This window comes from Colwellia sp. RE-S-Sl-9 (assembly GCF_048296855.1).
In the GTDB taxonomy this organism is placed as follows: domain Bacteria; phylum Pseudomonadota; class Gammaproteobacteria; order Enterobacterales; family Alteromonadaceae; genus Pseudocolwellia.
This window is the reverse complement of sequence record NZ_CP182631.1, coordinates 1,384,999-1,403,507: the sequence shown is the minus strand read 5'-3', so window position 1 is coordinate 1,403,507 and position 18,509 is coordinate 1,384,999. Positions and strand designations below refer to the sequence as shown.

Genomic DNA, 18,509 nt, shown 5'->3' with positions numbered 1-18,509 from the left:
GAGTAAAATTATGAATATTATACAGCTTGTTGAAAATATGGATGAAAGCATGTATTTACGATTAAAACATGCCGCAGAAACAGGTAAGTGGCCAGAAGGTACCAAAGTAGATCAAGCCCAACGAGATTCGTCACTACAAATAGTAATGGCCTATCAAGCTAAACACTTAAACTCTGATGAAATGCTAACAATCGGTGCTAATGGTGAAATAGTAACAAAAACTAAACGTGAACTTAAAGAAGCGTTTTCCGACCAAAATAATATTGCTAGGTTTTCTGATATATGATTTTTTCGAAGTTTTTTAAAGCAAAATGGCAACACAAAGACAGTAACGTACGTATAACCGCTATAAGTGATTTAAATATAGCCAACCCTGAAGATAAAAACATTCTCATCAATTTAGCTCAGCAAGATGAAAACGAGCTAGTTAGGCGCACCGCATTAATTAAGTTAGCCGATTTCGACCTTTGGCTAAATGAAAGTGATAACAACAGCAATAAAAAAGTAAAAGAATACGCACAAAAGCAAGTCACTAAAATACTTTCGGGTAATCATCAAATAACGTTATCAGACGAAAGAAAGTTAAAGTATATTCAAACCGTAAAAAGTTTAGCAGGATTGGAAGCATGGTTAACCACAGAAACAAATGAAAAACTAGTTATCGCTTTATATGAAAAAATTAACAAGCCACAACTGTTAACGTCTGTTTTTACTCAAAAGCCACAACTTGCTATTCAACGTTATTTATTAGAAAAAGTCACTGATAAATCGCAATTTGAAAAACTCGCTAAAAAAGCCTGTAACGAAGAAATTACCGCAGAAATTAATAATAAAATAGCTGAAATTGATCGTCTATTAGAATTACCGAAAGCCCTTAGTAAAAAAACACAATTAAATTTATCTAAATTTTTAGCATTAACTGACGTAGCTGATTACGGTGTTATGTTAAGTAAAAAAGAAGAATTACTGGCTGAATGGCAAAGTCTATCAAGTGAATTTGATTGTTTAACTGAGCAAGAAAAAGACGTGTTTATAACTAAGCACGCCACTATTGAAACACAGCTAGATAAAATATTTGCGCCAAAAGCTGAAGCTTATCAACAAAAGCTGATTGCTGATAAACTGGCTGAAGAACAACAAGCCGCTAAAGTGTTTTTTGAGAAAGAAATCGCTCAAATCAACCAATCATTAACCACGTCTATTTTTGAAGATGCTGAAGTTGACGAAATGTTATTTGAGCTAACGTTTACTCGTATTACTCAACAGTTAAATGAATCTGTTTTAAGTAGCGCTGACAAAAAGCACTTTTCAAACGAGTTAAAACAGCAACAAGATAAATTGAAACAAATTCCTAATATTGCGAAATCAGTAACGGATGCGACTCAACTTATCGCCAAAATATCTCAACTAGCTTTACCTAGCAGTAATGAAGAGTTTAATGAACGTCAGCCTATTTATAATGATTGGTTAAGCCAATGGAAAATTGTTGAGAAGCAAGCGTCTGGCGTTTTACCTGAATCTATTACTAATGCCCAAAAAGAAATCGCTTTAGCATGGAATGCCGGATTAGCGCCTTTTGTCGCAGAACAGAAAAAACAATTTAGTCAAGTTCAAAAGAAAATCAACGAGTTAAAACGTTTTATTTCAGGTGGTAAATATAATATTGCATTTGGTATTTTTAAACGCATTGAAAAATCGTTTGAGCAATTATCTGATAAGCAAAAAAGTAGAATTCAAAAAGATTTTGATGCTGTTAGCGAAAAAATGGCTGAGTTAAGTGATTGGGAGCATTATATTGCTACACCACGTAAACAAGAACTTTTAGAAGAAATACAAGCGCTTGTTAAAACACCACTTGATAATCCAAACGACCAAGCAGCTAAAGTAAAAGAATATAGAACTAAATGGAATTCTTTAGGTCATGCTGATGATGATATTGAACGACAATTAAATACTGACTTTAATGAGTACTGCGAACAAGCATTTGCACCGTGTCGTTTATATTATAAAGAACAAGAAAAAATAAGAGAGTTGCACTTGTCAGCTCGATTAGCCGTATTAAACGAAATCACAGAATTTGTACAAACATGCGAACAAGAACCTGTTGACTGGAAAGAGGTTGATGTACAACTCAATAAGTTTCAACAACAATGGCAAGCTGCTGGAGAGGTTGAACGCGGTAAATATAAAGAAATTCAAGCGCAATATAATGAACTAGTACAACCTATTAAAAAGCGTTTACGTGCTTATCATGATGATAATGCCGTATTAAAAAAATCGTTAATTGAAAACGCCATTAAAGCGTCAGAAAACGACGATATTTTTGCTGCAATAAATACAGTTAAAGATCTGCAAAACCAGTGGAAAAACATTGGTTACAGTGGTGTTAAGCATGAAAATAAACTGTGGAAAGAGTTTAGAGCAGTAAACGACGCCTTGTTTAAAAAGCGTGATGAAGTACAAGAAATTAATAAAGCCGAGCATCAAACACTGCTTGATCAACTTAATACGCAATTAAACGATTTACAAATTGCGACTAAAAGCTATGAAAATATCAATGAATTAACTACGGCTCAATCAGATGCTCAAGCTATATTATCGCAAGCACTCAGTATTAAACCGGTTAATAAAAAGTTTGTACATAAAATTGAAGCGTTTATATCAGCAATTAACGATAAAATTAATCAAATTAATGATAATAAAGAAAAACAAACATGGCATGCTATTTTTGCTGTGCTTGAAAACATGGCCCAAGAAGACGCAAATGCTGAAGAGATTCAAGCAACAGAAACTTTTAATCAAATGTCGCTGGCTTGGAAAAAACGTTTAACAGATGTTATGCAAAAGTCTGAACAGGTTGATCGACTTGAAGACACCTTAATGCTTGAGATTTTTGCAGGGCAAGAATCACCAGAAACATACAAAGCTGAGCGTATGCAAGTTCAAGTAAAACTTATGCAAGAACAAATGGTTTCAGGCAACACTGTTGATTTACAAGCCAGCTTTATTTCGTGGTTACAAAAGGGGGCTATTAATCAAACCGACTTAGCCTTGATAGAACGTATTAAACCTATTTATTGTTAATAGGGAAGCGAACAATTGAACATTAAAAAACCAACTCGAATGAGTTGGTTTTTTTATTTTACTTAAGTTTTAAATAGGAAGACTTAAGCCTTAATAACCTCAAGCACAACTTCATGGTGATCTTTAGTTTTAAACTTATTAAATACATGGCTGATGTTGCCGTCTAAGCCAATTAAAAAGCTTAAACGATGAATGCCGTCGTATTCTTTTCCCATGAATTTTTTCAAGCCCCAAACGCCAAAGTCGTCAGCTACTTTATGTTTAGGATCTGATAACAATGTGAAATTTAATTCATCACGCACACAAAATTTAGCTAAACGTTTAGGTTCGTCAGGGCTAATACCAAATACCACGGTATTTAAAGCATCAAGTTGTTCTTTGCTATCGCGTAAACCTTGAGCTTGCACGGTACAGCCAGGTGTCATCGCTTTTGGATAAAAATAAACTAATACTTGTTTTTTACCTATGTAAGAGGCGAGGGATACTTCTTTTTCGTTTTCATCAAGTAATGTAAAAAGGGGAGCTTTTTCACCTACGGTAATTGTTTTCATGAGAGAACCTTAATATGTGCGGTTAAAAGTAAATGATTAAATTATAAGAGATTTGAATTAGCGGGTTTAATGCAGCCTTGAACGCCTATTTGTGCACATAATTCAATAAAATCGCCTTCTAGAACATCAATACTAGTATCTTCTGTTAGAGCAATTAAAATGGTTGCGCTTGTGGTGCTGTCTTTAGGGTCAATAACAGATTTTAAAGAGGATATATCTATTTTGCGTGCAGTAAAGAATGCGGTAACCGATTTAAGTATACCTGGTTGATCTATACCTGCGTATTGCACTTCATAATGATGAGTGAAATCAAGCGGTTTATAACCAGAAGTACGCTTCATCATGGTAATTAACTCGAGTTTATGAGAGATAATTGGAAACTTAGATTCAATTAAGTTAATGGCTTTTGCGCTTCCTTCTAATAGCATGATCAGGGTGAATTCTTCACCAAAAATAGCCATTCTGCTGTCAATAATGTTGCAGCCACATTTGCTCGCGAGCTTTATTATTTCGCTAACGCTGCCCGTACGATCTGAGCCCATAGCATTTAGCACTAAATATTGAGACATTGTGTGAAATAACCTTTTAAATTATGTGATTTATTCATTTTGTTCAGAGGTTGCATTGTATCTCATATAACATTCATTAGTACACTAATAGAGCGACTTACAGATAATATTTAAAATTTATTACCGTGGTTTCTTGTGTTTGTAAAATGAGGCAAGTACCATGACGCATTAGTTCAAACCAATGTTGTAGTTAAATATTCAGTTTTGTTTGAACTTAATCCTATATTTGTTATCCAAGTTGATAGTTTTTAATAGATAATTTTAAGTAAACTTATCTAAACAACGTATATTTTATTCGGTTAACATCCATTGTAATATTAATTGTTACACATGAGATTCAGATGGTATCCGCAGGAGTTTTAATGAATCGTAAATTATTTTGTATTTCGCTATTAAGTTTATCTATAACAACGGCGTGTAGTAATGTGAGCAACAAGCAAGCTCATGGAAATTTTGATTACGCTAATAGAGATGAGGTCAAACCTTTAACGATTCCTGAAGGGTTAATTAAACCTAAACAACACCCCGATTTTTATGTACCTGACGTTGCTAATTCAAATGCACCTGTTGGTGATAAAATGGATATTAGAGCACCTGCTTTAGTTATACCTATTGCTGCAGCATCTAGAATTGAAGGTAACGAAGGTGAACCTCAAGTTTGGTTTGATCAAGTGATTGACGATAAAGACTTATTAGACTTTATTCGAAGCGCTGTTAAATCTCAATTAGCTACTGATAATGTTGCGTTAACTCCGGTTGGTTCAGACAATCTTATATTTGAGTCAGATTGGTATATAACTGAAAAAGAAGAGGGTTTTTGGTTTTTAAAAGAAGTAGTAGAAACCGAAAGTAAGCGTTTTAAATATACTTTAGATACTAAACCTCATGGTAGAAGTGTTGCTATTAAAGTTGATTTAATCGATTACTCTAAAAAAGATGAAAACGGAACCATTACTGAAATTAACCCTATCGACGAACATCGTGCTGAAATGGCTATGTTAAATGATTTGATTGGTGAGGTTGATTACCAATACCGTATTTATAAGCATGAGCTATTACAGTCGAAAGCAAATGAAACGATTGTTACTGTAGGGAAAAACAAGCAAAACGAACCTGCATTTATTGTGGATATGGAATTAGATTCACTATGGACTAGTGTGCCTACATTCTTTAGTGATAATGGTTTTGAAGTAACTGATTTGAATGAAAGTAAGCATATTTACTATGTTGATTTTGCTAAACCCGAACAAGGTTTTTGGGACAGCATTTGGGGTGATGATAAACCTGTGCTTGATTTAGCCAATGGTAAATATAAATTTATATTTACTGATATAGAAAAAGAAACAGCGGTAACTATTTTAGATGAAGCAGAAAACGCATTACCTGCTAAAACGCTAGAGGCTATTTTACCTGTGATGAAATCAGGTTTATCTTTTGAAAACTTATTTCAATAATCAGCTGTTAGTTAATAATACTGATTATTAACTTTTAGATTGATGTTTATTAAAGCTCTACTTCGGTAGGGCTTTTTTGTTATTTTCAAACCATTGCTGAGTATACGCTATGCACTGTACGAGTTTTGCTGGCACAAATTGCCTAGCGGGGTATAAAGCATAAAGCGTAATTTTAGGTTTAGCTATGTTAGGTAGCACCTCCACCACTTGTTTTTTATTTATTGCCTCTCGGCATATAAAGTCAGGTATATAACCAATACCTAAACCTCGTTTAATTGTTTCCATCATAAATAATGTATTGTTTACTTTTAAGTTTCCTTTGATAGTAACCCCACCTTCGATAGGCCATACATTTTTATCTTGAAAGTAACTATAAATAAAACAATTATGCTGATTAAGATCTTGAGAGCATGTTATTGCCGGTGATTTTTGAAGGTATTCTGATGTAGCACATATTCTATACGTAAATTGTGTTATGGGTTTGCCAACATAGATTGAATCTATAGGTTTACTGGAAGCTCTAAATGCTAAATCGAAACCTTGTTCAACTAAATCTATATTTTCATCAGATAGATGGATATCAAGTTCAATCTCAGGGTTTTCAATCATAAAGTCAGCAAATAAGCTAGATAAATCGGTTATTCCTAAAGCCATTGGAATATTTATTTTAAGTTTTCCTCGTAAATTTTTATGTAAATCTTGTACAAAATTATCGGCATCATCTAATTTTTCCAAAATACTTTTCGCTCGTAATAAGTAGTTTTCACCCACATGAGTTAATTGCACATTTCTTGTCGAACGGTGTAATAAACGTACACCTAAACTAGTTTCTAAACGAGAGATTTCCTTGCTGACCATTGATTTTGAAGTATTAGTTTGCTCTGCAACACGTGTAAAGCTACCTAAACTTGCAAGGCGTACAAATAACTCTATTGCTCTAAGTTTATCCAACACAGCCTCCTTATTGTTTTTAAAATGGAAACAGTATATCTATATTGTTGCTATATATGAAATATATACATGAGGTTAATATAAGTTTTTAACTCGTATATTTTGTAAGGAAATACTATGTATACACTTTATTATTCTCAAGGTGCGTGTTCACTAGCAACGCAAATTGTGTTACTGGAATTAGATCAAAAACCGATCCTTATTGATGTAAATAAAATAGATAATTTTAATGAAATAAATCCCGTAGGAACTGTACCTGTGTTAATTGATAACACGGAGGTACTTTCAGAAGGCGCTGCAATCATCTTGTATCTTTTAGATAAACATCAAAGTTCTATGTTACCCAATATAGGTAATACACGTACCAATGCTATACAAGATATTATGTTTGCCAATGCAACTATGCACCCAGCGTACAGTAAATTATTCTTTCTTGGTAAAAGTATTATTAACAAAGAGGAAAAGATAAATGCTTTAAATATAGCGGCTAAACAGATTAATCTTTTATGGAAAGTTGTTGAGAATAAATTAAGTAATCAGCCTTTTTTAGGAGGAGATAGTTATTCAGCGGCAGATATTATGCTGACAGTGTACTCAACGTGGGGAGATTTTTTTCCTGTCGATATTGTTTATGGCGCACAAACAGAAAAAATGTTGGCTGCTATTCAATCGCTACCAAGTTTTATAAATGCTACTAACGCAGAGAAAATAAAGTCGAACTCTTATTTATCACAGGAAAGCTCATGAAAGTAACACAGAATGCTGAAAATGATTTCATGAATATTATGGCATTAATACAATGTTATTTTGATGGCTTATATTATGGTGATGTAGATAAATTAACCTCAATATTTCATAACGATGCTTGGTTAAAATCACCGGGCTTACGTCTTTCTAAAAAAGAATGGTTAGCTAATGTAGCTACAAGACCTATTCCAGCAGACTTAAAAGCAGAGTTTGCTTTTAAGTTACTTTCAATTGATGTAATACATGATCAAGCATCGGTGAAAGTTGAATGTCCATTATTCGATTATCATTACATTGATTTTCTTGGTTTATTAAAAGAAAACGGTAACTGGTTGATTGTTAATAAAATGTTTACAGATATCTCAGATAAACACTAGAGGAATTACCATGCCATATCTTAATATTAAAATTACAGATGAAAACGTTACTCGTGAGCAAAAGAAAGCGCTTATTAAGGGAGCTACTCAGTTAATGGTTGATGTTCTTAATAAAAAACCAGAAATGACTTTTGTTGTTATAGATGAGATTAATACTGATAACTGGGGGATTGGATTTGAACAAGTAACTGAGTTAAGAAAACGTTCAATATAATACCTTAATTTGTATCCCCATAAAAAACCTTTACCTTAGTAGAGTTTTTTATGGGGGGAATGAAAAATAGTTATAACTTTTTATAGGGCGAGTCTGCTTTATTACTTACCGTAGGCATTTTATGATCAGTTTTGTGGCTGCGAGGTAACGTTTCTTCAAGATCGTTTAATCCTTTTTTTCGTAAAGGCGTTTTCGCATTTTTTTGCAAGGTACTTAAATTACCAATGTAAAATAAAACGACGCCTATAATGACAATAGGAATAAGCCATTCGCCCATATCAATCATATTTCTGATCCTTTATTTATATTATGAACATATTGGCTAAGAATATGAGGTAATTTATTTAAAATAGCCTGCTTTCCTAATATGTTTGATTGCTCAATAGCTTGAGTTAATGTTTCAATGGTCATATTACATAAACACGGTTGCGCTAATGGTGCGTATGATAAATGCCAAGGTTCAACAGCCACTCCGCCTCGGTCTTCATCGTAAGGGAAGAAAAAACCGAATGTTGGTGCGTGTTGTGTTAGCCATAAACTGAGATTTTCAAAGGGGCCACCTTGCTCATATTCCCAAGGTTCTAGCTGCAATTTTTGATTTTCTAACAGTAGGTTATCGGCATAAACATCTATGTCTGTGCCCCAATGATGTCTGCTGGTACTCGGTAATGCTGAGTATACTAATATAGCGTCAACTTTTTCATTATCAGATAAATGTGTTAAATCTACTGTTTCGTTAAGCTTGTTTTTAGTGGCAAGCTCACCGCTGAATTTTCTATTCCAAATGGAGAGTTGTCTGTCGAAGCTACGATAACCACTGGCTATTTTAAGATTAAAGCCAGCGATTAGTGCAGCATCACAAAGTGATTGCCACGCTAAGAGCATGTCTTTATGAATACCAACATGCTCTGTAAGCCAAGTAATATGGTTATCACTTTGTCCGCTAAGCTGTGAGGTATTCAATAACATGTTTATTTACCTAAAACATTAACAAGAGATTGATAATAAATATCAACTAAGTTGTTTAAATCACTACATGAAACACTTTCGTTTACTTGATGAATCGTTGCGTTACACGGGCCTAATTCAATAACTTTAGCACCTGTTGGGGCAATAAATCGTCCGTCTGATGTACCACCGGCAGTAGACAACAGGGTAGGTTTACCCATAGTAGTTTCTATTGCATTGGTTACTGCATCTAACCATGGGCCAGGTTCAGTAATAAAAGGTTTGCCGTTAAAGGTCCAATTAATGTCGTATTCAAAGTTATACTTATCAAGTATTGCGTGTACTTTGTCTACAATTATTTGGTCTGTTAACTCAGTGCTGTATCTTAAGTTAAATAAAGCCGTAATATGCCCTGGTACTACATTGGTTGCACCTGTACCTGAGTTTAAGTTGGATATTTGAAAGCTTGTCGCAGGGAAAAAATCGTTACCTTCATCCCAATGACATTGGCTTAGTTCGGCTAATGCTGGCATGGCTGAGTGAATAGGGTTTTTAACATGTTCAGGATAAGCAACATGACCTTGTTTTCCATGAATAGTTAACTCACCAGAAATTGAACCACGACGACCATTTTTAATGATATCGCCTACTTCATTAGTACTAGAAGGTTCACCTACAATACAATAAGTGATTTTTTCATTACGAGCTTCTAACGTATCAATAACGCGTGTAGTGCCGTTTATAAAAGGGCCTTCTTCGTCACTGGTAATAAGGTAAGTAATTGAACCTTTATGATCTGGGTAGTCAGCTACAAAACGCTCAGTTGCTATGATCATGGCGGCTAAACTGCCTTTCATGTCTGCAGCACCACGACCATATAACATACCATCTATAATTGTTGGCTCGTATGGCGGTGTATTCCATAAGTCTAAATTACCCGCTGGAACAACATCGGTATGACCAGCAAAACAAAACACAGGATCTTGCGTACCTTTTCTTGACCATAAGTTGGTTGTGTCTTCAAACACCATAGATTCGTTATTAAACCCTATAGCGCCTAAGCGGTTTGATATAAGGTCTTGGCAGCCAGCATCTTCTGGGGTTACAGATTTACGTGAAATAAGGTCTTTTGTTAATTCAATAACGGGTGTGTTGTTACTCATAGTAAGTTTTCCTGATATAAATCGTCTTTAAAGCCAACACACGTGATGTCGTTTTTGATAAGAATAGGGCGCTTTAATAAAGTGGGTTGTTCAATTACGGCATTGAAGATTACGTCGTCAGTTAAGTTATCTTTAATTTCTGACGGTAAGTTACGAAATGTTGTACTGCGTTTATTTAATAATACATCCCAGCTGCTTCTATCAACAAAAGAAGTGAGTAGCTCAGGTGTTAAACCATCGACTCTAAAATCGTGAAATGAAAACTCAATATTATTTTTTTCTAACCATTTAAGTGATTTTTTTACGGTATCACAGTTTTTTATGCCGTAGATGGTTGTCATCTTTAACCCTTGTTATTGTTCGAAACTTAATGTGGTGAATATATACCCGTTACTACTGAAACCTGCATCTTGAATGATAACGGGTATAAATATGGTATTAGCTAATACTGAACCTATTAATGAAAGGTATAAGTAAAAGTAGCAACTAAATTTTGAATGAAATTATTTTAACATTAAAGCAATGGTAAAAGGTAGGGAGGAGAGAAATACAAGTATTTATATTACATTTTTTGAAGGTTTTATTATTAAGGATCCTATTTTTATACCCAATAATTTAATGATATCCACAAAACCTGTGGATATCATTGTTAACAACCCTTTATATGTGTATTAAGTTGCTGTTTTATAGTGTTTATATGGTGCTGTGTTGTTTTTGAACGCTTAGTTTTTTGATATATTTATACACAATTACTGTACAAATTACGTATTAGCTTGTATGGCGGTTAACGCAATTGTGTATACAATGTCATCGACTAACGCTCCTCTTGATAAATCATTCACGGGTTTTCTCATACCTTGTAGCATTGGGCCGATGCTAACAAGATCCGCGGATCGTTGCACCGCTTTATAGGTGGTATTGCCTGTATTTAAATCTGGAAATATAAATACAGTGGCTTTACCTGCTACGGGGCTATTAGGCGCTTTTTTCTTTGCAACACTTTTCATTATGGCTGCGTCGTATTGTAGTGGTCCGTCTATGATCAGATCAGGGCGCTTTTCTTTCGCTATTTTAGTCGCTAGCGTGACTTTTTCTACATCAGCCCCTGTGCCCGAAGAACCCGTGCTGTAGCTGATCATAGCAACTCTAGGTTCTATACCAAACTTGGTTGCAGAGTCTGCCGATTGAATAGCAATATCAGCAAGTTGTTCAGCATTAGGATCTGGGTTAATGGCGCAATCACCGTATATAAGGACTTGTTCGGGTAATAACATAAAAAAGATAGATGATACTAAGTTACAATTATCAGCGGTTTTAATTAATTGTAGGGCAGGTCTAATGGTATTGGCTGTGGTATTTACTGCGCCAGAGACTAAACCGTCTACTTGACCTAATTTCAGCATCATGGTCGCCAGTACTACATTGTCGGTAAGTTCTTGTTTGGCAATCGCTTCGGTTACACCTTTGTGCTTTCTTAATTCTACAAGGGGAGCGATATAATTATCTACAATGTTTTCAGGATCTGTAATAAGTAAGCCTTCAGGTAATTCAATACCTTGTTGTTCGGCAATACGTAAAATATTTTCTTTGTTACCCAATAATTGGCATCGAGCTATATTACGCTTAACGCATATTGCGGCAGCTTTTATGGTTCTTATATCTTCTCCTTCTGGCAAGATAATAAGTTTATTCGCTTTGCGAGCAAGTTCGGTTAATTTATGCCTAAAAGCCGGTGGAGATAGTAAGCTATTCTGTTGAATAGATTGCGATAAGGTGTCTAACCAGCTACCAGATAAATGATCGGTAATATGTTGTTTTACTTTTTCATGCCGTTGTATGTCATCTTTAGGAATTTCTGGTGTGAAGTTCATAAGGTAACGGGAGGTTTGCCATGTGTCAGACTTTACAGAAAGTACAGGTAAGCCAGCTTCAAGCGCCTGTTTACATAAGTCGAGTACATATTCATTAGGTACGTAACCGTTGGTTAATAATAATGCGCCTACTTTTGTACCGTTAAGTGCAGATAAACAAGTTGCAATAATTATATCGGTACGATCGCCTGGTGTAACAATTAGTCGGCTGGGTTGTAAATGGCTGACTAAGTTATCAACGGTACGCGCACAAAAACTGATACTTCTAATTCTTCTGTGTTCAAAATCTCCTTTATTAATCAGTGTTGCATTTAAATAAGTACTAATATCACAAACTCTGGGAGCAACTAAATCCATTTCCCATGGAACAGAACCCAATAGTTTAAATTGTTTGTTTTTAAAGATAGATAATGCAGGAAATAAATCGGTTGCATCATTAGACTCAATTTCATTTTCTCTGGGTAATAAACCAAATTCATCTTCATTAGGCGAATTAACTTTATTAATAATACAACCGAGTAGCTTGCTATTTTTAATTCCCCCAAAAGTTTCAGCTGTTACTTCGATACGATCTTCAAATTCTTCAGCGGTATCGTTACCCAGAGTGGTTACTAAAACAATATTGGCAGAAAGTGTTTGCGCTACATCTCGGTTAATTCTGCCTGCATAAGGTTGGCGCGTGGTAGGAATTAAACCTTCTATAATTACAACGTCGTAGTGTTGGCTAAAGTTGTCGTAGTTTTCTACTATTTTTTCAAGAATAAATTCACGTTGTCCGTCAGCCATTTGTTCTTCAACATAACTAAGAGGAATTGAGTGATCGTCGGTTGACCAACTAATATGATCTTTTTTATTTTTTAATACACTGCGAGAGGGTTGGCTAATGGGTTTGAAGTGTCCCACTTTAATTCCACGTTGTTGACACGCATGTACTAAACCAACAGCTATACTGGTAAGACCTACACCAAATCCCGCTGGAATTAACATTATTTTATGATGCATTTTTATTCCCCAGTATTCTTTAAAGAAAGTAATTGTTGTGTTTGCTCAGCAATAACAAACTCTTCGTTTGTAGGAATAACCCAGCATGAACGTGAGTTGTTAGCGGCGATATTACCGCTTTGACCAAAACGAGCTTGTTCATTTTTTTCATCATCAAGATAAAAATTAAGAATTTGTAGGTGAGATACCACCATTTTTCTAACCAACATTGAATTTTCACCGATACCGCCGGTAAAAATAATACCGTCTAGTTCTGTTAAGCTTGCAGTATAAGATGCGATAACTTTAGCTATTCTGTAGCTGAATATCGTTAATGCTAATGTTGCTCTGCAGTTTGGATCATCAGTCATTGCTTCTTCTAATGCTCTACAATCGTTACTGGTACCTGAAACGCCTAATAAACCACTTTTATTATTGAGGAGCTTATTGATTTCATCAGTTGAATAACCCAGCTTATTCACTAAATAAAAAATAATGTTTGAGTCAATATCGCCGCAACGTGTTCCCATCATGACACCTTCGTTGGGTGTAAAACCTAAACTTGTGTCTACACTTTTGCCATTTTTTATTGCGGTAATACTACAACCGTTACCTAAATGGGCTGAAATAAAGTTACATTGTTCAATAGGCTTGTTAATTAATTTTGCTGCTTCAGCGGATACAAAATAATGGCTAGTTCCATGAAAACCATAACGCCTAATACTATGTTCTTCATATAACTCATAAGGTAAGCCGTAGATAAAAGCTTTAGAGGGAAGTGTTTGATGAAAAGCGGTGTCAAAAATGGCAACTTGCGGAAGTGATTCAAATGCTTTTTCGCAAACCGTAATACCCATTAAATTGGCTGGATTATGCAAAGGAGCTAATCGAGATAAAGAGCCGATTATTTGTTTTACTTCATCAGTAATTAATGTGGGCGTACTATAGTTTTCTCCACCATGAACCACTCGGTGACCAATAGCGATAATGTTATCATTAAAGTCAAAAGCTTTTAATTCATCAACGAGTATTGCTATGGCTAAACTATGGTCATAAGGAGCTACAATATTTTTAACAATAACGTCTTCTTTATACTTTATTTTGATAGTGGCTTTATCTGAAAACAACTGCTCAGCCAGACCGGTTAAAATAGTCTTAGTTGATTTGGGATTGATTAAAGAAAATTTAAGTGAAGAACTACCGCAGTTAATAACCAGAATAAGTTGTTTTGTCATCTAAAACGCCTATATATTATTTAAATTAATATTCTTAAACTAACTATAGAAGATGAAAATTTAAAAACATTGATTTAATACAATAAAGCTTAAAACAACATGAATTTTTAAAGGTTTTTCAAGATATTTTTCAGGATAAGTTAAATGCTTATTTTTATATCGCTATATTGAGGTGATTTATCTGAATTTAAGGGAAATAATATTTAAATAAGAATATAATAAGAACCCGTTATACTAATAAATTAGTAATTGAAAAGTTTGTATTCTTACATACCACTTATTTTTATTTAAAATTAAGTAAGTGGTTATGAACATATTAATGATGTTTGGAGAAATCATGGATAAAAAAGTTAGCTCGCGCACTACAAGTAACAAAGCTTTACGCTTGAATCTTGATGAGAAAAAGTATGGAACTATCGTAGAGATAGGTGCAGGCCAAGAAGTGGCGAGGCAGTTTTTTTTAGCGGGAGCTGCAGCAGGAACTATTGCTAAAACTATGTCTGCTTATGACATGAAGTTTTCTGATGCAATATACGGTGTGCAAGAAGATAGACGTTATGTAAGTAAAGCACGTGTAAAAGCTATGATGACACAAGAATTTGCTCTTGTGGTAGACCGGGTAGGTGATATTCGTTCTAAGTCTTCACGTTATTTTTCTTATGCAGCAACGGTTGCCGCTAAAAGTTTTAATCGTAAAAACGAATGCCATGCTTGGTGTGGTGTTAGAGTGCAAATGTATCCAGGCGCAGAGCCTTCAAATATTACTATTCATGTTCGCATGCATGATGATAGCGCTGAAGCGCAACAAGAAGCGTTAGGCAATTTAGGTGTAAACCTTATTTACGCCGCTTATTATTATTTTGAAAATCCAAAAGATATTATTGATTCTTTAAGTGACAACATAGGTAAAGATCGTATTGAAATAGATGCCATTGAATTTGAAGGGCCCTATTTTGAAGATATTGATAACCGTGCGATAAACTTACACTTAATACGTAGTTGGAAAACCCGTGCCATTATGTTTAAGCCTGATGGTTCAGTAACTGTTCCAGCAGATATGTTGTATAAAAAGAACGTATTAACGATTCGTGGTTCATTCAAGCCAGCCACTAAACTAAATGTGGATATGATTGAGCAAGGTAAAAACTCTTTTAATACGCTTAATAGTTTAGATGGTGATAGTACAATTGCTATTGCTGAAATATCGCTGAATGATCTGTATGGTAATGATGCGAAAGTGCCTGAAGCTGATATTATTACAAGGGTTCAGTTACTAAACTCGCTGGGTTATAGCGTAATGATTTCTGATTACACTCGTTACTTTTCTTTACGTGCTTATTTTCGTCAATATACGCAGCTACAAATAGGGATTGTTGTGGGTATGATGAACATGCGACAAATTTTTGATGAGCAGTTTTATCGTGGGGTAGAAGGTGGAATACTGGAAGCTTTTGGTAAATTATTTCCAGATAATACGCGTATATTTGTATATCCAGAATTAGAAAATGGCGACGAGCTTATTGATTTTACTCAAGTTAAAGTGCCTGACCATTTACGCTTTTTATATCAACATTTACTAGAAAATAATTTTATATCAGGTATTGAATGCAGTGATAAAAAATTATTAAAAATATACTCTAGAGAAGTACTTAAGCAAATATCTTCAGGTAAGGCAGGCTGGGAAAAGAATGTACCGGAAGCTATTGTTGAAGAAATTAAAGAAAATAAATTACTCGGTTATAGATAACTCTTTATTGAATTTGTTATAGCTGATATATGTGTTCAAAAGCCCTTTAAATATACTTTCAAAGGGCTTTTTTGATAAAAGGTGAGCCTTTATTCTATATCTTTAATTAAAACCGAGGTGTCGCAACGATTAAACCCCTTTTCTTGTAATCGCTGATACGAAGCATCTACCATTTTAGCTACAGGTAAATTTATGCCTAGCTGTTCAGCTTGCTCTAAGCAAATATTCAAATCTTTTCTCATCCAGTCTATAGCAAACCCGAAATCAAATTGATCTTCTGCCATGGTATGCGTTCGTTGTTCAAGCTGCCAAGACTGAGCTGCACCATGTTTAAGTACATCTCTTACGGTAACTAAATCTAATCCTGACTTTTTAGCGAGTGTTAAACCTTCTGACAACCCTTGTAAAATGCCGGCTATACAGAGTTGATTAACCATTTTACAGGTTTGTCCTGCGCCTACATCGCCTAAACGAGTCACTTGTTTAGCATAGATATTAATCGTGTTTTCAATGTCTTTAAATTTTTCTTCATCGCCACCAACCATAATTGTTAGCGCGCCATTTTGAGCACCTATTTCACCGCCAGATACGGGGGCATCAAAAAAGGTGTTGTTTTGTTTAAGGCATACTTGAGATATTTCTTTAGCCACTTCAGCAGAGGTTGTTGTGTGATCAATTAAAATAGCACCTTCTTTTAATCCTGCTAATATTCCATTTTCTCCAAAGCAAACCTCTCTTAAATCGTTATCATTTCCCACACAACACATAACCAATTCAGCTTCTTTTACTGCTTCTTTAGGTGTTGGCGCGATAGAGCCGTTATATTCGTTTTTCCATGCTAAAGCTTTTGTTTCTGTTCTATTAAAAACGGTTACTTGCAGGCCATTATGTTGTAAATGTCCCGCCATTGAATATCCCATAGTGCCTAAACCAATAAATGCTACTTTCATTTAAAAACTCTCCATAAAAAAACAATAGAATTATTTAACCAGTATTAAAAATAATAAGCGATGCACTTTCCATATATTTGGTTGTTTTTCTTTTAAATAGCGTGAAAATTTATGGTATAAAAAATGTTAGCTAGTACAATGTTGTTAATTGTACTAGCTTTGGCTATGGAAAAATAATGTCTCAATTATGGAATTGGCTTGATGGCTTTCATCAAAGGAAAAATCGACTAACCTTACATCAGGCACTTTATCAACAACTTCAATATGCTATTGAACAAGGCTTATTGAAAGCGGGTGATAAATTACCTACGCATAGAGAGTTGGCAACAAGGTTAAGTATTGCTGTGGCTACCGTTACTAAAGTATATAAAGCAGCCGAAAGTGCTGGTTTTATTAATGCAAAAGTAGGTAAAGGGAGTTTTGTTTCTGCGTGTCCTGTATTACCACAAGCGATCAAAGCGAATGATCTTCAATCTATCAATTTATCTATTATCAAACCGCAAGTTAATATTGCAAATCAACAAATTACGCAGCAACTTAAAAGCTTGAGCGAGCAAAATAAATTATCAGAATTAATGGATTATAATGTTGCAGGGGGTAGCCTAACGGATCATCAAGCGGCGACACATTGGTTGTTATCGCAAGGGGTACTAATAAACAAAAAACAAGTATCGCTATGCAGTGGTGCGCAGCATGGTTTAATGGTGCTAATAAGTACTTTAACTGATTATGGTGATTGTATTGCTGTAGAAAGCTTATGTTATCCGGGCATTATTTCACTTGCTAATCAGTTCGGACGAAAACTTATTCCGCTTGAAATAGATGAAGAGGGCATTACGCCAGAATCGTTAGAACAAGCTTGTCAGCAACATGATATAAAACTATTGATTGTAGTTGCTTCTCATCAAAATCCAACAGCTTCTATTATGTCTGTTAAGCGAAGAAAAGAAATTGCTCGAATAGTTACTAAACATAAAGTTTGGATGATAGATGATGACGTTTACGGCTTTTTGAGTCCTGAACTTCCTGCACTCTCTAATTTCGCACCTGAATATGGTTTTTATTTAAGTAGTTTATCTAAATCTATTTTTCCGGGTCTACGAGTCGGGTTTATTGTTTATCCTGAGACGTTTAAACAACGTATAGAAGCGACAATAAGAAATACAATATGGATGCCGGTTCCGTTAACGCTAGCTTTAGCGTCTAAACTTATTTTTTCAGGGCAAGCGTTAGCCATTCAAAAACAGCAAAGAGACATAGCGATTAAACGTCAAATTATTGCTAAACGTATTTTAAAAGGAGAACAGCTATCGTCCCAAATAAATAGCTTCCATTTATGGTTAACGTTACCTTCACCGTGGACGAGTGATAAATTTAGTCAAGCATTAGAAGAGCGTGGTGTACTGGTTTCAAGTGCTGATTATTTTAGAGTAAGCCATTCAAATGCTAATATTCAAAGTAATAAAGCTACAGTCCAGAAAGGAAACAAAATTGAAGCGGTAAGAATATCTTTAATGGCGGCAAAATCAGAAGATGAATTAATTTTTGCTTTGAATAATGTTAAAAAAATTATAATAAATAATAAAATCATTATGATATAAGGGGTTTCGATGTTAAATATGTTTAGTTTAATTTCTGAGTAACTTATATAAAAGTATATGTGCCAA

Annotated in this window: 18 protein-coding genes; 8 read left to right on the top strand and 10 right to left on the bottom strand. The window is 34.7% G+C overall.

The features are described 5' to 3' along the window. The first annotated feature begins 10 nt into the window (after positions 1-10). The gene (locus tag ACM9HF_RS06060) at positions 11-286 is read left to right on the top strand and encodes a YeaC family protein (protein ID WP_473615690.1); all 276 of its coding nucleotides are present in this window, start codon (positions 11-13) and stop codon (positions 284-286) included. Then, entirely contained in the window at positions 283-3,084 is a 2,802-nt protein-coding gene (locus ACM9HF_RS06055; protein ID WP_473615686.1) for a DUF349 domain-containing protein, read from the top strand. The genes ACM9HF_RS06060 and ACM9HF_RS06055 overlap by 4 nt, the downstream gene beginning before the upstream one ends. A gap of 83 nt (positions 3,085-3,167) precedes the next feature. Here the strand turns inward: ACM9HF_RS06055 and bcp are convergent, their stop codons facing one another. Together bcp and ACM9HF_RS06045 are read right to left on the bottom strand one after the other, a co-directional pair. Beyond that, on the bottom strand, positions 3,168-3,635 hold the full coding sequence (bcp, locus tag ACM9HF_RS06050) for a thioredoxin-dependent thiol peroxidase (protein ID WP_473615681.1): 468 nt from the start codon (positions 3,633-3,635) through the stop codon (positions 3,168-3,170). A 41-nt stretch (positions 3,636-3,676) separates the two neighbouring features. After that, a complete protein-coding gene (locus ACM9HF_RS06045; protein ID WP_076418754.1) occupies positions 3,677-4,204 on the bottom strand; it encodes a glycine cleavage system transcriptional repressor in 528 nt (175 codons plus the stop codon). A gap of 362 nt (positions 4,205-4,566) precedes the next feature. Between ACM9HF_RS06045 and bamC the strand changes: the two genes are divergently transcribed. Continuing rightward, on the top strand, positions 4,567-5,658 hold the full coding sequence (bamC, locus tag ACM9HF_RS06040; RefSeq protein ID WP_473615675.1) for an NlpB/DapX family lipoprotein: 1,092 nt from the start codon (positions 4,567-4,569) through the stop codon (positions 5,656-5,658). Between the two features lie 57 nt (positions 5,659-5,715). Here the strand turns inward: bamC and ACM9HF_RS06035 are convergent, their stop codons facing one another. Beyond that, the gene (locus ACM9HF_RS06035) at positions 5,716-6,609 is read right to left on the bottom strand and encodes a LysR family transcriptional regulator (protein WP_473615670.1); all 894 of its coding nucleotides are present in this window, start codon (positions 6,607-6,609) and stop codon (positions 5,716-5,718) included. 117 nt (positions 6,610-6,726) lie between these two features. Between ACM9HF_RS06035 and ACM9HF_RS06030 the strand changes: the two genes are divergently transcribed. The 3 genes from ACM9HF_RS06030 to ACM9HF_RS06020 are packed head-to-tail and all read left to right on the top strand — an operon-like array spanning position 6,727 to position 7,947. Then, entirely contained in the window at positions 6,727-7,356 is a 630-nt protein-coding gene (locus ACM9HF_RS06030; protein ID WP_473615668.1) for a glutathione S-transferase family protein, read from the top strand. Further along, positions 7,353-7,733: a nuclear transport factor 2 family protein gene (locus ACM9HF_RS06025; protein ID WP_473615664.1), complete on the top strand. Its 381-nt coding sequence runs from the start codon at positions 7,353-7,355 to the stop codon at positions 7,731-7,733. Before ACM9HF_RS06030 ends, ACM9HF_RS06025 begins: the two co-directional genes overlap by 4 nt. 10 nt (positions 7,734-7,743) lie before the next feature. Next, positions 7,744-7,947, top strand: a complete 204-nt coding sequence (locus ACM9HF_RS06020; protein WP_473615659.1) for a tautomerase family protein — start codon at positions 7,744-7,746, stop codon at positions 7,945-7,947. 70 nt (positions 7,948-8,017) lie between these two features. On the opposite strand, the gene ACM9HF_RS06015 is transcribed toward ACM9HF_RS06020, so the two are convergent. The 6 genes from ACM9HF_RS06015 to ACM9HF_RS05990 all read right to left on the bottom strand — a co-directional run bounded on the left by ACM9HF_RS06015 (position 8,018) and on the right by ACM9HF_RS05990 (position 14,145). Beyond that, complete coding sequence (locus tag ACM9HF_RS06015; RefSeq protein WP_473615655.1) at positions 8,018-8,233, bottom strand: hypothetical protein; 216 nt, start codon at positions 8,231-8,233, stop codon at positions 8,018-8,020. After that, positions 8,230-8,916: a M15 family metallopeptidase gene (locus ACM9HF_RS06010; RefSeq protein ID WP_473615651.1), complete on the bottom strand. Its 687-nt coding sequence runs from the start codon at positions 8,914-8,916 to the stop codon at positions 8,230-8,232. The genes ACM9HF_RS06015 and ACM9HF_RS06010 overlap by 4 nt, the downstream gene beginning before the upstream one ends. A gap of 2 nt (positions 8,917-8,918) precedes the next feature. After that, positions 8,919-10,058 carry a succinyl-diaminopimelate desuccinylase gene (dapE, locus tag ACM9HF_RS06005; protein ID WP_473615647.1) on the bottom strand — a complete coding sequence of 380 codons (1,140 nt, stop codon included), beginning with the start codon at positions 10,056-10,058 and terminating at the stop codon, positions 8,919-8,921. Then, positions 10,055-10,399, bottom strand: coding sequence for an ArsC family reductase (locus ACM9HF_RS06000; protein WP_473615643.1), 345 nt, complete (start codon positions 10,397-10,399; stop codon positions 10,055-10,057). Before ACM9HF_RS06000 ends, dapE begins: the two co-directional genes overlap by 4 nt. Positions 10,400-10,819: 420 nt before the next feature. After that, the gene (gene pta / locus ACM9HF_RS05995; protein WP_473615640.1) at positions 10,820-12,931 is read right to left on the bottom strand and encodes a phosphate acetyltransferase; all 2,112 of its coding nucleotides are present in this window, start codon (positions 12,929-12,931) and stop codon (positions 10,820-10,822) included. A gap of 2 nt (positions 12,932-12,933) precedes the next feature. Then, positions 12,934-14,145, bottom strand: a complete 1,212-nt coding sequence (locus ACM9HF_RS05990; protein WP_473615636.1) for an acetate kinase — start codon at positions 14,143-14,145, stop codon at positions 12,934-12,936. A 337-nt stretch (positions 14,146-14,482) separates the two neighbouring features. Between ACM9HF_RS05990 and ACM9HF_RS05985 the strand changes: the two genes are divergently transcribed. Further along, positions 14,483-15,892, top strand: coding sequence for a TonB-dependent receptor (locus tag ACM9HF_RS05985; RefSeq protein ID WP_473615633.1), 1,410 nt, complete (start codon positions 14,483-14,485; stop codon positions 15,890-15,892). Positions 15,893-15,981: 89 nt separating this feature from the next. Here ACM9HF_RS05985 and ACM9HF_RS05980 read toward each other — a convergent pair whose 3' ends face one another. Then, positions 15,982-16,842: an NAD(P)-dependent oxidoreductase gene (locus tag ACM9HF_RS05980; protein ID WP_473615629.1), complete on the bottom strand. Its 861-nt coding sequence runs from the start codon at positions 16,840-16,842 to the stop codon at positions 15,982-15,984. A 176-nt stretch (positions 16,843-17,018) separates the two neighbouring features. On the opposite strand from ACM9HF_RS05980, the gene ACM9HF_RS05975 reads away from it, so the two are divergent. Next, positions 17,019-18,443 (top strand): aminotransferase-like domain-containing protein, encoded by a 1,425-nt coding sequence (locus ACM9HF_RS05975; protein WP_473615626.1) that lies wholly within the window; start codon positions 17,019-17,021, stop codon positions 18,441-18,443. Positions 18,444-18,509: the final 66 nt, after the last annotated feature.